Raw genomic sequence first — 13,690 nt, 5'->3', positions numbered from 1 at the left:
ACTTCCTGCCTAAACGGGCGGACGGACGCGCTCGGCGGTCGAGCACGCTCTCACCCCTCCCGCGGCGAATGGTCCGGTCCACGACGAGACTGCCGCACGGCCGGGAATACCGCAAACCATTCCGGAATTCCCGGCCGGGGCGAAAAGGGTGGAGCCTAGTTGCCGATGTACGGAACGGCCTCGAGGATCTCGACGGTGTTCTGCCTGCCGTTGGGCAGCGTGTACGTCGCCTTTTCCCCGATCTTCTTGCCGTTGATCGCGGACCCGAGGGGGGAGTTCGGCGAGTAGACGTCGATGGGCGCGCCGCTCTCCTCGCGGGAGGCCAGCAGGAAGGTGACCTCCTCGTCGTCGCCGTCGAAGCGGACCGTCACGGTCATGCCGGGACCCACGATGCCCTCGGCGCGGGGAGCCTCACCGACCCTGGCGCTGTCCAGGATCTGCCGGAGGTGGAAGATGCGGGCCTCCATCTTGCCCTGCTCGTCCTTGGCGGCGTGGTAGCCACCGTTCTCCCTGAGGTCACCCTCTTCCCGGGCGGCTTCGATCTTCTTGGCGATGTCCGTGCGACCCGGGCCCGAAAGGTACTCGTACTCCTCCTTGAGGCGGTCGTACGCCTCTTGCGTCAGCCAGGTGACGTTGTCGTTCTGGGAGACGGCCACGGGCTCTCCTTGTTTCCGTAAGTGACTCGAAAGGCTGTCAAGTTAACGCCTTCGAACGCTTCCCCAAAGATTCCACTATACGAGATCGCAGTAGTCGACATGTACCGCTGTGGCCTGGGAACTCGTCCTCAACCGTTCGGTGAACTCGAGGTCCGACCGGCCCTCGGGAATGTCGACCTCACGGCTGCCGACCTCCAGGTGCTGGGTGTCGAGTGCCTGGATCCGGCACATCGCCGCCCGGTCGGCGGGCTTGTGCACGGTGAAGGTGATGACGGCGGAGTCCGCCGCGCTCGCGTCGAAGGTGATCACGTCGGCGCTCACCGAGGGGTTCCCGTTCGCGCGGAGCATGACATAGCCCCAGCCGCCCGCCATCACCGCCACGATCAGCGCGATCACGATGTACGGCACCAGCCTGGCGGGCCGCGCCGGGCGGGGCGCGAAGTCGTCCGGCGTGCCGAGCACCGGGCGTGTCCCCCGGCCGCCGGCCTCATCGGTGGGCATCGCGGAATCTCCCTGAGGATTGTCGGTGTTGTGCGAGACGATCGTCCGCACAAGTCGACCGTGTCGGCGACGCGGGCCATACCGGGTCCGGAACGCACGGTCCCTTAGAAGCTAACCTCTTTTCGTAGCCATAGAACACCTGAGGAGAGACGTGAGTGCACCGTTGAGGCTGATGGCCGTGCACGCGCACCCAGACGACGAGTCGAGCAAGGGCGCCGCCACGATGGCCCGCTACGTCGCGGAGGGCGCGGAGGTGCTCGTCGTCACATGTACGGGTGGTGAACGCGGCTCGATCCTCAACCCGAAGATGGACCGGCCGGACATTCTGGAGAACATGGGCGAGGTGCGCCGCCAGGAGATGGAGAAGGCGCGCGAGATCCTCGGCGTCCAGCAGCGTTTCCTCGGCTTCGTCGACTCCGGGCTGCCCGAGGACGAGAACGAGCCGCTGCCCGAGGGGTGCTTCGCGCTGCAGCCGCTCGAGGTGGCGTCGGCGCCGCTCGTGGCCGCCGTCCGGGAGTTCCGGCCGCACGTGATCCTCACGTACGACGACAACGGCGGCTACCCGCACCCGGACCACATCATGACCAACCGGGTGTCGGTGGAGGCGTTCGAGGCGGCCGGCGACCCCGACCGCTACCCCGGCACGGGTGAGCCGTGGCAGCCGCTGAAGCTCTACTACCACATGGGCTTCACCCGGGAGCGGTTCGAGGCGCTGCACAACGTCATGACCGAGCGCGGCATGGGCTCGCCGTACGCCGACTGGATCGCGCGGTGGGAGGACCGGCCGCAGAAGTGGGAGGTCACCACGAAGGTCCCGTGCGGGGAGTACTTCGAGATCCGCGATCTCGCCCTGCTCGCGCACGCCACGCAGGTGGACCCGGACGGGTTCTGGTTCGTCTGCCCGCGTGAGCTGCAGGAGGAGATCTGGCCGACCGAGGACTACCACCTCGCGCGGTCGCTCGTGGACACCACGTTGCCGGAGGACGACCTGTTCGCGGGGATCGCCGCCGAGGTCACCCCTGCCTGCTCGTAAGCTGAAGGCGTGGACGCAACCAGCTACGGGCCGGGTCTCCTGGGCTTCATCGTCGTCGCCGCGATCGGTCTGGCCCTGTTCTTCCTGTTGAAGAACATGAACAAGCAGATGAGGAAGATCCAGGTGCCGCACGACCACCACGAGGACGAACGGCGCGGGAACGGGCCCGAGGCGTGAGCGCGGGCGCCCGGGTCGTCGACAACCCCGCCGCGTCGCGTTACGAGATCGTCGTCGACGGCGTGGTCGCCGGGTTCGCGCAGTACCGGTTGCGGGACGGCTCGATGGTCCTCCCGCACACCGAGGTGCGCGACGAGTTCGAGGGCCGCGGGCTGGGCGGCAGGCTGGTGGGCGGGGCCCTCGACGGAGCGCGGGCGGCCGGCCTGCGGGTCGTGCCGTTGTGCTCGTTCGTGGCCTACTACATCCAGCGGCATCCCGAATACCGCGATCTGGTGGACGACGACTACCGGGACCTGGTCGACACGCCCGGCTGATCCCTCAGCCGGGCGGTGTGGCCTTTCAGCCCGGAGCTCAGTCGGGCAGCGCGGGGCCCGAGGACCAGGCGCGCTCCAGCGCCTTGGGCAGGCCCCACCAGCCCAGCGGGGTCAGCACCTCGGCCCGGTCCACGATGCCGAGGTGCGCCCACAGCGGTGTCACCGCCGTGAACAGCATCTCTGTCGCCTCCAGGTCCTCCGGCTCGTCGGGGTCCATGTCGACGTCCTCGGAGTCGGCGATGAACCGGGCGATCCGCTCGGGCGAGGCGAGCACCCCCGGGCCGTACCGGACCAGGGTGATCACCGACGCGAGCCAGTCGGCGTGGTGGATGGCGCACAACGAGGCCAGTATCGAGTCTTCGTGGCTGAGCTCGCCCTCCATGTCGAAGAACCGGGCGGCGTCCTCCTCGTCCGGAAGGTCGGAGATCGGCGCGGCGATCCCGGCGGCGACGGTGAGCCACAGGTCCTCATCCCGTTCGGGCAGCTCGCCGTCCTCCAAACCGGCGCAGGCGCGCAGCACGTTGCCCGGATAGCCGGGCCGGGTCAACGTCACGCGCAGCCGCCGCGCGGCCGAGCGGAGATCGTCCGCCGGAAAGGGCGGCTCCGGAAGGTCGTCGAGCACCCGCCGCAGCTCGCTCAGCGCGAACGCCTCCTCCTCGTCCCAGGCGGCGTACAGCTCCTGGTCCTGCTCGTCGTTGACCACGACGTTGGGCACCCGGCCGTCCGGCAGCGGGGTGCCGAGCCAGCGCTCCTGGAGCTCCTCGTAGGCGTGCCGGGCGCCGGGATCCCCCGCGGCCAGCGCGTCCGCGTCGATCTCCCCGGCCGCCAGCCGCTCCTCCAGGAACTCGACCAGCCGCTCGTACATCTCGGTGGCCACCGGGCCGCGCTCGCTCTCCTCGGGCCACAGGAAGTAGCTGCGGGTGAGCATGATCGGCTCGGTCCCGCTGGACTCCAGCCAGCGCTGCACGTCGCCGACCGTCGCCACGCCGGACTCGATGCTCATCAGCACGGCTTTGGCCGACTCCCAGAACCCGGGCGACAGCGGGTTGCCCGCCGCGAGCAACTGCCGCCGCAGGTCGGGAAGGGCGACCAGGGCCTGTCCGGACGGCACGGCCAGCAGCACCCGCGCGACGTCGCGCCGCGTCATGGCGGCCGCGGGACGTCCCGAGTGCCTGATAGCGAAGTCCAGATCCAAGCCCACGTCCTGTGAGCCTACGCCGGGACGGGCCGGAACACATCCCCGCGGTCCCCCACGAGTTCCCCCGGACGTGGCGGCTCGCCCGGGCCGGGGCGCGTCCGCGAGCGAAAGGTGCGGCGGTAGGTGTCCGGAGACACGCCGACCGTGCGGTTGAAGTGCCGGCGCAGTGTCGTGGCGGTGCCCATGCCGGTGGCCTCCGCGATGGCGTCGATGCCGTCGTCGGTGGTCTCCAGCAACTCCTGGGCGTGGCGGATCCGCTGAGTCAGCAGCCATTGCAGCGGGGTGGTGCCGGTGACCGACCTGAAGTGGCGGCTCAGATTGCGCGAGCTCATCCGCGCCTGTCGGGCCAGGTCCTCCACGGTCAGTGGACGGTCCAGCCGTTCGATCACCCAGGGGAACAGCTCGGCGAGCGGATGGTTGTCGGGCGCGGGCACCGGGGTGGTGACGAACTGGGCCTGGCCGCCGTCCCGGTGCGGCGGCACGACCAGGCGGCGGGCCACCGTGTTGGCGACCGAGGAGCCGTGGTCGAGGCGGACGAGGTGCAGGCACAGGTCCATGGCCGCGGCCTTGCCGGCGGAGGTGAGCACGCTGCCGTTGTCCACGTACAGGACGTCCGGGTCCACGTGCACCTGGGGGTAGCGGGCGGCCATGTCCTGGGTGTGCGCCCAGTGCGTGGTCGCGCGCTTCCCGTCCAGCAGGCCGGCGGCGGCCAGCACGAAAGCGCCCGTGCAGAGGGAGGCCACCCGTGCGCCCGCCTCGTGGGCCGCGCGCACCGCGTCGACCAGGTCGGCGGGCGGGTCGACGTCGACGTCGGCCCAACCCGGGACGATCACGGTGTCGGCGTGCCGGAGCCGGTCGAGACCGTGGTCGGGCTCCAGCCGGAACCGGCCGGCCCGCACGGCGCCCGGCCCGCAGACGACGAGGCTGTACCAGGGATCGGCAACGTGGGTCAGGTCGGTCCCGAAGACCTCGTACGCCAACGACAGCTCGAAATGCAGCATCCCGTCGGTGACGGCCAGCGCGACAGTGCTCATGTCCGGAATTGTATGGGTAATGGCGTTCCGGACACTCGTGGAAGACGCCCGTCCTCGTCAGGATGTCCACGACAGATCGCAGCGAATCGGTTGAAAAGGAGGAGAACCGATGGGATCGGGTCTCACGGTGGCGGTGTTCGGCGCGTACGGGCACACCGGGCGCTTTGTGGTGGCACAGCTGCGGGATCGCGGGTTCGTTCCGGTTCTGTCCGGGCGCGACGCCGGCAAGCTGAAGTTGCTGGCGTCCGAGTCCGGGCTGGAGGCCCGCACGGCGTCGGTCGACGACCCGGCCTCGCTCGACCGCGCACTGGCGGGTGCGGCGGCCGTGATCAACTGTGCCGGGCCCTTCGCCGCGACGGCCGCTCCCGTGATCGAGGCGGCACTGCGCGCCGGGATCCCTTACGTGGATGTGGCGGCGGAGATCGAGGCCAACGTCGACACGTTCGCGAACTTCGCGGACCGCGCCCGCGCCGCGGGAGCCGTGATCGTCCCCGCTATGGCCTTCTACGGCGGTTTCGGCGACCTGCTGGCCACCGCCGCGATGGGCGACTGGACGGCGGCCGACGAGGCGCACGTCGCGTACGGGCTGAGCAGCTGGCACCCGACCGCCGGGACACGTGCCGCGGGCGTGGTCTCCGGGCAGCGGCGGGGCGGCCGGCGCGTCCGTTACGCGAACGGCCGGCTGGAGTATCGCGACGACAAGGCGCCGACCCTGGAGTGGCCCTTCCCCGACCCGATGGGGCCTCGGGCCGTCATCGGGGAGTTCACGATGGCCGACGTCGTCACCATTCCCAGCCACCTGCCCATCCCCGATGTGCGCACCTACATGACGGTCGAGGCCGCCAGGGACCTGTCGGACCCGGACACGCCGGCGCCGGCCCCGGTCGACGAGCGTGGGCGGTCCGCCCAGACCTTCCTCGTCGACGTCGTCGTGCGCTCCGGCGGCAGCGAACGGCGCGCCGTGGCGAGAGGCCGGGACATCTACGCCGTCACCGCGCCGCTCGCGGTGGAAGCGGTCGACCGCGTACTCACCGGACGGACCAGGACCGTCGGGGTCGCCTCCGCCGGCGAGATCTTCGACGCCCTCGACTTCCTCCGCGCGCTGTCCCCGTACGTCTCCCTGGAACTGCGTCCGTAGCGGGTGGACCGCCACGTCGTCCTCACTCGATCGTCCTTTTCCGACGGTGTGAGAGGCTGACCCTATGAACCGGCTGGGTGGCGAGACCTCTCCCTACCTCCTGCAACACGCGGACAACCCGGTGGACTGGTTCCCCTGGGGCGAGGAGGCGTTCGCGGAGGCGCGCGGCCGCGACGTCCCCCTGCTGATCAGCGTGGGCTATTCGGCGTGCCACTGGTGCCACGTGATGGCGCACGAATCGTTCGAGGACGAGGCCACCGCGCGGCTGATGAACGAGTTGTTCGTCAACGTCAAGGTGGACCGCGAGGAGCGGCCCGACGTGGACGCCGTCTACATGGGCGCGGTTCAGGCGATGACCGGGCAGGGCGGCTGGCCGATGACGGTCTTCGCCACCCCCGACGGGCACCCGTTCTACGCCGGCACCTACTTCCCCCGGCCGCACTTCCAGCGGCTGCTGCACGCCGTCTCACAGGCGTGGGGGCAGGACCGGGAGGGCGTCCTGGCCCAGGGAGAGAAGGTGGTGGAGGCGCTCGCCGAACGCACCGGGGCGCCCTCGGGCCCGCTGCCCACCGCCGAGACCCTCGACCTCGCCGTACGGAACCTCGCGGAGAGCTTCGACGAGCGGCGGGGCGGATTCGGCGGGGCGCCCAAGTTCCCGCCGTCCATGGTCCTGGAGTTCCTGCTGCGGCACGGCACCCGGGAGGCCGCGGCCATGGCGGAGACGACCATGGAGGCGATGGCCAGGGGCGGCATGTACGACCAGCTCGGCGGGGGCTTCGCCCGCTACTCGGTCGACGTCGGCTGGGTGGTGCCGCACTTCGAGAAGATGCTCTACGACAACACCCTGCTGCTGCGGGTCTACGCCCACTGGTGGCGCGCGACCGGTTCGGTCCTGGCCAAGCGGGTGGTCCTGGAGACCGCCGAATGGCTGCTGCGGGAGATGCGCACGCCCGAGGGCGCGTTCGCCTCGGCCCTCGACGCCGACAGCGAGGGACCGGACGGCGCCCACGGCGAGGGGGTCTTCTACGTCTGGACCCCCGATCAGCTCCGTGAGGTCCTCGGGGAGGACGATGCCGCCTGGGCCGCATCGGTGTTCGAGGTGACCGGCACGTTCGAGCACGGCACGTCGGTGCTCCAGCTCCTCGCCGACCCCGACGACCCGGCCCGGTTCGACCGGGTCCGTACGGCCCTGCGCGCCGTGCGGGATCAGCGGCCACGGCCCGGCCGGGACGACAAGGTCGTGGCCTCCTGGAACGGGCTCGCGATCGCCGCCCTGGCCGAGGCGGGCGCGCTCTTCGACCGGCCGGACCTGCTCCAGGCCGCACGCGAGGCGGCCGTGCTGCTCGACGACCTGCACACGGTGAGCCGCGGCCCGGCCCGGCTGCTGCGGACCTCCCGCGACGGCCGGGCGGGGGCCAACGCCGGCATGCTGGAGGACTACGCCAACACGGCCGAGGGCTTCCTCGCCCTCTATGGCGTCACCGGCGAGAGCCGGTGGTTCCACCGCGCCGGAGACCTGCTGGAGACCGTGCTGACGCGGTTCCCCGACGAGTCGGGGGGGTTCTACGACGCCCCCGACGACGGCGAGCGGCTGTTCCAGCGGCCCCAGGACCCCACCGACAACGCGACGCCCTCGGGCCAGTTCGCGGCGGCGGGGGCGCTGCTGTCGTACGCCGCGCTCACCGGTTCGGCCCGGCACCGGGAGGCGGCCGAGGCGGCGCTGGGCACGGTCTCCGCCCTGGCGGAGCGGTACGCCCGGTTCGCCGGGTGGGGTCTCGCGGTGGCGGAGGCGGCGCTGCGCGGCCCCGCCGAGGTGGCGATCGTCGGCCCGGCCGACGACGCCCGCACCCGCGCGCTGCACAGGGCGGCCCTCATGTCCGGCACGCCGGGGCTGGTCGTCGCGCTGGGCACGGGACAAGTCAGCGCAGGAGAAGCCGGCACCGGACACGCCGGCGGCGTGCCTGTGGACGTGCCGCTGCTCGAGGGGCGAGGCATGGTCGACGGCTCTCCCGCGGCCTACGTGTGCCGGCGGTTCACCTGCCGGGCGCCGGTCACCACGCCCGCCGAGCTGCGCGCCGAGCTGGCCCAATAGAGGCGACACCGCGGAAGCGGCAGGGCGGCAGGTCCTCAGGCGTGGCCGCCGACCAGATCGCCGGCCGCCTGGACGAAGGCGCGGACGCGTGCCGTGGAGTTGTCGGTTCTCCACAGCAGACCCCATCGCAGCGGTGGGGCGTCGCTGAACGGGATGTAGGCGACGTCGGGCCGGACGTAGTAGCGCCTGGCCTGCGCGCCGACCGGAAGGACACCGTGGCCGGCGCCGATGAGGGTGAGCATCTCGTTGAACGTGGCGGCCGAGGGGCCCGGTTCGATCATCCGTCCGGAGGGCGTGGTGCGCGGGGTGCGGTCTTCGCGCAGGGAGTCGGGAAGCGTGCCGGGGAGCTGGAGCAGGGGAACCCTGGCCAGGTCCTCCAGGGAGACCGACTCCCGGCGGGCGAACGGGTGCCCGGACGGCACCGCGAGCATGCGCGCCTCTGACACCAGGACCGGCCCGGTGGCGATGCCGGGCTCCTCGACGGGGAAGGTGCCCAACGCGACGTCGACCTCGCCGTCGCGCAGCCAGGGCATGAGATCGACCATCTGCGCTTCCCGGAGCTGAACGTCGCAACCGGGCTCGCGCCGCCGCAGGAGTTCGGCCGCCCCGACGAGCAGTTGCCCGCCCGCGGCGCCGACGAAGGCGACCCGCAGCGTGCCGGTGAGGCCACGGGCTGCGGCGACGGCCTGCTCGAACGCGGAGGTGATCTGCTGCCAGGCGGGCCGCACCTCCTCGTGCAGCCTGCGTCCCAGCGGGGTCAGCTCCACGCGGCGGCTGGTGCGGTCGAACAGCGGGACGCCGACACGGCGTTCGAGCTTGGCGATCGTCTGGCTGATCCTGGAGGTGGACACGCGCAGGCGTTCGGCGGTGCGGCCGAAGTGCAACTCCTCGGCGAGGGTGAGGAACGCCTCCAGCTCGTGCCGCTCCAGCATGATCCCCCCATCGTTAACTCAGACTACACGATCATTGCACAGGACCGCGTTGATCGGCTTCCTGCGCCGGTCGAGAGTGGATCCGTTCAGAAACCCCTCTGACCTGCGGCGGGAGTAGCCGATGTTCGTCACCCGTGAATCCGCGCTGTCCACTCAGTCTGCCCACATGACCGCGGTCGTCCGGGAACTGCGGGACCACGCCGAGATCCTGGACGCCTTGTACCGGTTCGGCCTGGGCCAGGACCTGAAGGACGAGGAACTGTTCGCCTCGGCCTTCGCCGCCGAGGCGGAGCTGGACTTCCGCCCCGCGGCCGCCAGATGGGGCGGCCGGCCACCCCTGATGTCCGGGCGGGAGGTGATCGTCAGCACGATCCTGGCCATGTTCACCGGCCGGGTGGACACCACCCACCAGATCACCAATCCCCGGATCTCGGTCGACGGCGACACCGCGCGCCTGACCGCCCTGGTGGAGGCCCAGCACCTGCTCACCGCCGACCACGCCACCTTCGCCCTGCTCAAGAATCCGTACGACGTGGAGCTGGTCCGCGACGGCGAGCGCTGGGTCATCCGCCGCATCCGCATCCACAACGCCTGGTACACCGGCGACCCCACGGCCTTCTTCGGTCGCGCGGAAGCCGTCTGACCTGCCATCACGGAAAGAGAATGATCGTGAACGCTCTGCGCACCCTGCGCGCCGCCGTCCGCGGCCGGGTCTGGTCGACCGGCGACCCCGGCTTCGACGCCTCCCGCCGTCCGTGGAACCTGGCCGTCGAACAACCGGTGGCGGCCGTGGTCGAGGCCGCCGACGCCGACGACGCCGCCGCGCTGGTCCGGCACGCACGCGCCGCCGGGTTGACCGTCGCCGTCCAGCCGAACGGGCACGGCGCCACCGGTCGCACCGACGGCGCCGTCCTGCTGCGCACCCGGCCACTGGACGCCGTGGAGATCGATGCGGCCGCCCGGCGGGCCCGCGTCGGGGCCGGCGTGTCCTCGGGCCGGCTGCAGGCAGCCGCCGCGCCGTACGGACTGACCGGCCTGCCGGGCAGCTCTCCGGTCGTCAGCGTCACCGGGGTCGCCCTCGGCGGCGGGCTCAGCTGGTTCGGCCGCACGTACGGCTGGGTCGCCGACAGCGTCACGGCCTTCGACATCGTCGACTCCGAGGGACGACAGCGGCGCGTCACGGCCGACGCCGACCCCGACCTGTTCTGGGCCCTGCGCGGCGGGGGTGGTGACTTCGCGATCGTCACCGCCCTGGAGCTGTCCCTCCACCCCGCGCCACGACTGTATGGAGGGCGGGTGCTGTGGCCGGCCGAGCACGGGCCGGACGTGATGGACGCCTACCGGCGGATCACCGCCGCCGCGCCGGACGAGCTGACCGTCTGGCTGGACCTGCTGCATTTCCCCGGCTCCGCGCCCATGGTGGCCGTGGACGCCGCATACCTCGGTGAGGCGTCCGAGGCTCGCGACCTGCTGGCGCCCCTGGACCGCCTTCCCCGGCCGCTGTCGGACAGCCGGCGGACCATGCCGGTCTCCGAACTCGGTTCCATCACCGCCGAACCCACCGACCCCGGCGCCGGCTCCTCTCGCGGAGAACTGCTGACCCGGCTGGACGACACGACGGCCAAGACGCTGCTCGCCGACCCCGTCGCCCCGCTGCTGAGCGTGCAGATCCGTCATCTGGGCGGCGCCTTCGCCCGCCCGTCCGACAGCCCGCACGGACCGCTGGCCGAGCCGTACGCGCTCTACCTGTTCGGGGTCCCGGCCGACCCGGCGACGGCCGAGGCGATCACGGCCAAGCAGCGCGCGCTCGTCGAAGCCCTCCCCGTCAGCGGGCGCAAGCCCTTCACCTTCCTCAACCCGCAGGAGAGCGTGGCCGACGCCTTCACCCCCGCCGTGCTTGACCGGCTCCGTGACGTCAAGCGCCGCCACGACCCCCATGACGTCTTCCGCGGCAACTTCCCCGTCCTCGCCTGAATGTCACAGTCGCCCGCCACTGGAATGCCCGGCTGGAGCCGTCAACGGGCGGGAACCTGGGCGACCGGAAGCTGCGGCCCGGGGATCTGCGCGACCGGGCCGCTCTGACCACCGTGGCCTGTCTGGCCACTCTGGCCATCCACGCCATCCTGGCCGGTCTGGCCGGTCTGGCCGGTCTGGCCGGTCCGCCTGGTGCCCACGTCGGTCTGGCCGGTCCGCCTGGCACCCGCGTCGGATCTGGTTGTCCCCGTCTCGGGAGCGGCGCGGGTGGCGGCGTCCGGGGCACCCGTATCGCGGCTGCGGCCGGTGACGGTCGGGCCGGTCGCACCGCCGATGCCGTTCGCGCCGCCTCTCGGGCCGGCCTCGCCGTCCTGGCCGGTCGCGCCCTGCTGCTCCTCGTCCGCCCCTGTGGGCGGACCGGGCACGCCGGGCGCGTCGGGGCCGGGCACCGTCACCCCGTCACCCGGCCCGTACGGCATGGGCGACCCGGCGGGCCCCGACGGATATGCCGTGGGAGCCCCGCTCTGCTGGGGCATGGCCATGCCGTAGGTGTCCCAGTAGTAGGGGTTCCACGTGACCGGGTCGGGGAACTCCCGGACCGGCTTGTCCTCCATGGCGGTGCTCATGAAGGTCTTCCAGATCTCGGCGGGCAACGTGCCGCCGTACAACTCGCCGTAGCCGGGGACGGTCACCGGCTTGTTGTCGTCGCGGAACATGTCGACCGCGACGGCCAGCTGGGGGACGTAGCCGGAGAACCAGACGGCCGCCGACTCGTCGGTGGTGCCGGTCTTGCCCGCTACCGGGCGGTCCCACAGCCGCGCGGCCGTGCCGGTGCCGCTGCGCACCACCTGCTCCAGCGCGTACGTCGTGTCGGCGGCGGTGTTCTCGCTGAAGGCCCGGGTGCCGGACGGGGCGAACTTCCGGGTGAGTCCGGTGCTGTCGGTGACCGTACGGATCACATGAGGCTCATGGTGGATGCCCCCGGCGGCGAAGGTGGCGAAGCCGGAGGCCTGCTGCACGGCGCTCACCGACGCCACGCCGAGAGGCAACGTGGCGGCGCTCTGGTGGGGGGCGAGCTGCCCTGCGGGGATCCCGGCGGCCCGCGCCGCGGCGACGACCTTGTCGAGACCGATCCGCTGCCCGAGGTCCACGAAGGCGGTGTTCACCGAGAACTGCGTCGCCTGGAGCAGTGTGATCGCCTGCCCGTACGACCTGCCCCCGGAGTTCGGGATGTCGGCGGAGCCGATGCGAATGGGGGAGTTGCCGTAGACCAGCGTGTCGAGCCCGTATCCGGCTTCGAGCGCGGCGGCCAGCGTGTAGGGCTTGAAGGTCGAGCCGGCCTGGACCTTGGCGGAGAAGGCGTTGTCGTACTGGTTTGTCTCGTAACGACCGCCGTAGAAGGCGACGACCTCGCCGGTCGCGGGATCGACGGCCGCCAGGCCGGTGCGGACCTTTTTGGGGGTGTCGTCCGGCAGGACCGACTTGACCGCCTGCTGGGCCTGCGCCATGAGCTTCTTGTCGAACGTCGTGGTGACCTTCAGGCCGCCGTGGTTGATGTCCTCGTCGGTGTAGCCGAGCCGGTTCAGCTCCGCGCGCACCTGCGCCAGCATGTAGCCGTTCTGGCCGCCGAGGGACAACGGCGCCCGCTGCCTGGCGAGTGTGGGGAACACCTGGGCGTCGGCCTCTTCACGGGTGATCGCGCCGATCTCGCGCATGCCCTGGATCACCGACGTCCACCTGGCCTTGACCGCGTCGAGCGCGGCCCCGGTCGGGTTGGCGAAACGGGTGGGCTGCTGGATCACGGCGGCGAGGTAGGCGCCTTCGGCCGCCGTCAGGTTCTGCACGTCCTTGTCGAAGTAGGCCCGCGCGGCGGCCTGGATGCCGTAAGCCCCCCGGCCGAAGTAGATGGTGTTGAGGTAGCGCTCCAGCACCCAGTCTTTCTGCTTGGAACGATCCACCTTCAGCGCGATCATGATCTCCTTGAGCTTGCGCCCGATGGAGCGTTCCTGACCGAGACCGCTGTAGTAGTTGCGGACCATCTGCTGGGTGATCGTCGAGCCGCCCTGGAGCTGGCGGCCGGTGACCGTCGACCACACGGCGCGGGCCGTACCGGACAGGGAGACGCCCTGGTCCTGATAGAACGTCCGGTTCTCCGCCGCGATGACGGCGCTTCTGACGACCTGGGGAACCTGCGTGAGCGGCACGTTCTTGCGGTTGACGCCCTCGGTGGCGAGGACCGTCCTGCCGTCCCGGTAGTAGATCACCGAACCCTGGGCCGTCGCCAGCTCCTGGGTGCTGTCCGGGATGGGGGTCAGCGCCCACACCACGGCGAGGAACACGACGAGCCCGACGATCCCGGTGGCCAGGCTCACGAGGAGGACACGCGGCAGCCGTCTTCGCCGGCGAGGCTTCGGCGCGCCGCCGTCCCCGCCGCCTCCTCCCCCGTTCGGGCCGCCGAGTGACGCCCGCGGTTCCGCGGCGCCCTCCTCGATCGGGCCCTCCTCGGCGCTGTCCACGCTGTGACCCCCGATAAGTCCGATACCCCCGCTACGCCCTTTTGTGCCCTCTGAGCTGGGCGGATGGAACCACGGTAAACGATGGCCATCGATGGTCCGGCACTTCCCGCGACGTCTGTGGAAAA

At 71.4% G+C, this 13,690-nt stretch carries 13 protein-coding genes; 7 read left to right on the top strand and 6 right to left on the bottom strand.

All coding sequences use genetic code 11. The features are described from left to right. Positions 1-155: 155 nt before the first annotated feature. Positions 156-656, bottom strand: coding sequence for a transcription elongation factor GreA (gene greA / locus FH610_RS25475; protein WP_139577342.1), 501 nt, complete (start codon positions 654-656; stop codon positions 156-158). 75 nt (positions 657-731) lie between these two features. Continuing rightward, the gene (locus tag FH610_RS25470; RefSeq protein ID WP_139577341.1) at positions 732-1,157 is read right to left on the bottom strand and encodes a DUF4307 domain-containing protein; all 426 of its coding nucleotides are present in this window, start codon (positions 1,155-1,157) and stop codon (positions 732-734) included. Between the two features lie 151 nt (positions 1,158-1,308). Here FH610_RS25470 and mca point away from each other — a divergent pair, with 151 nt between their 5' ends. Genes mca through FH610_RS25460 form a run of 3 tightly spaced genes read left to right on the top strand, consistent with a single transcriptional unit; the run spans position 1,309 to position 2,681 of the window. Next, positions 1,309-2,190 carry a mycothiol conjugate amidase Mca gene (gene mca / locus FH610_RS25465; RefSeq protein ID WP_139577340.1) on the top strand — a complete coding sequence of 294 codons (882 nt, stop codon included), beginning with the start codon at positions 1,309-1,311 and terminating at the stop codon, positions 2,188-2,190. Positions 2,191-2,199: 9 nt separating this feature from the next. Further along, positions 2,200-2,367 (top strand): hypothetical protein, encoded by a 168-nt coding sequence (locus FH610_RS43315; RefSeq protein WP_167538770.1) that lies wholly within the window; start codon positions 2,200-2,202, stop codon positions 2,365-2,367. After that, positions 2,364-2,681, top strand: coding sequence for a GNAT family N-acetyltransferase (locus FH610_RS25460; protein WP_139577339.1), 318 nt, complete (start codon positions 2,364-2,366; stop codon positions 2,679-2,681). Before FH610_RS43315 ends, FH610_RS25460 begins: the two co-directional genes overlap by 4 nt. 37 nt (positions 2,682-2,718) lie before the next feature. Here the strand turns inward: FH610_RS25460 and FH610_RS25455 are convergent, their stop codons facing one another. Both FH610_RS25455 and FH610_RS25450 read right to left on the bottom strand, forming a co-directional pair. After that, complete coding sequence (locus FH610_RS25455; protein WP_139577338.1) at positions 2,719-3,882, bottom strand: hypothetical protein; 1,164 nt, start codon at positions 3,880-3,882, stop codon at positions 2,719-2,721. 11 nt (positions 3,883-3,893) lie between these two features. Next, the gene (locus tag FH610_RS25450; RefSeq protein ID WP_139577337.1) at positions 3,894-4,913 is read right to left on the bottom strand and encodes a helix-turn-helix domain-containing protein; all 1,020 of its coding nucleotides are present in this window, start codon (positions 4,911-4,913) and stop codon (positions 3,894-3,896) included. Between the two features lie 109 nt (positions 4,914-5,022). On the opposite strand from FH610_RS25450, the gene FH610_RS25445 reads away from it, so the two are divergent. Together FH610_RS25445 and FH610_RS25440 are read left to right on the top strand one after the other, a co-directional pair. Beyond that, positions 5,023-6,051, top strand: a complete 1,029-nt coding sequence (locus tag FH610_RS25445) for a saccharopine dehydrogenase family protein (protein ID WP_139577336.1) — start codon at positions 5,023-5,025, stop codon at positions 6,049-6,051. Positions 6,052-6,115: 64 nt separating this feature from the next. After that, the gene (locus FH610_RS25440) at positions 6,116-8,143 is read left to right on the top strand and encodes a thioredoxin domain-containing protein (protein WP_139577335.1); all 2,028 of its coding nucleotides are present in this window, start codon (positions 6,116-6,118) and stop codon (positions 8,141-8,143) included. Between the two features lie 35 nt (positions 8,144-8,178). Here FH610_RS25440 and FH610_RS25435 read toward each other — a convergent pair whose 3' ends face one another. After that, positions 8,179-9,075, bottom strand: coding sequence for a LysR family transcriptional regulator (locus FH610_RS25435; protein WP_139577334.1), 897 nt, complete (start codon positions 9,073-9,075; stop codon positions 8,179-8,181). A gap of 166 nt (positions 9,076-9,241) precedes the next feature. Here FH610_RS25435 and FH610_RS25430 point away from each other — a divergent pair, with 166 nt between their 5' ends. Together FH610_RS25430 and FH610_RS25425 are read left to right on the top strand one after the other, a co-directional pair. After that, positions 9,242-9,718, top strand: a complete 477-nt coding sequence (locus FH610_RS25430; protein WP_205826048.1) for a nuclear transport factor 2 family protein — start codon at positions 9,242-9,244, stop codon at positions 9,716-9,718. Positions 9,719-9,738: 20 nt separating this feature from the next. Continuing rightward, positions 9,739-11,049 carry an FAD-binding oxidoreductase gene (locus tag FH610_RS25425; RefSeq protein WP_205826047.1) on the top strand — a complete coding sequence of 437 codons (1,311 nt, stop codon included), beginning with the start codon at positions 9,739-9,741 and terminating at the stop codon, positions 11,047-11,049. 41 nt (positions 11,050-11,090) lie between these two features. Here the strand turns inward: FH610_RS25425 and FH610_RS25420 are convergent, their stop codons facing one another. Continuing rightward, positions 11,091-13,565: a transglycosylase domain-containing protein gene (locus FH610_RS25420; protein WP_240809184.1), complete on the bottom strand. Its 2,475-nt coding sequence runs from the start codon at positions 13,563-13,565 to the stop codon at positions 11,091-11,093. Positions 13,566-13,690: the final 125 nt, after the last annotated feature.

It is taken from the genome of Microbispora catharanthi, assembly GCF_006334915.2.
Classification (GTDB): domain Bacteria; phylum Actinomycetota; class Actinomycetes; order Streptosporangiales; family Streptosporangiaceae; genus Microbispora; species Microbispora catharanthi.
This window is presented reverse-complemented; position numbering and strand designations above follow the sequence as displayed.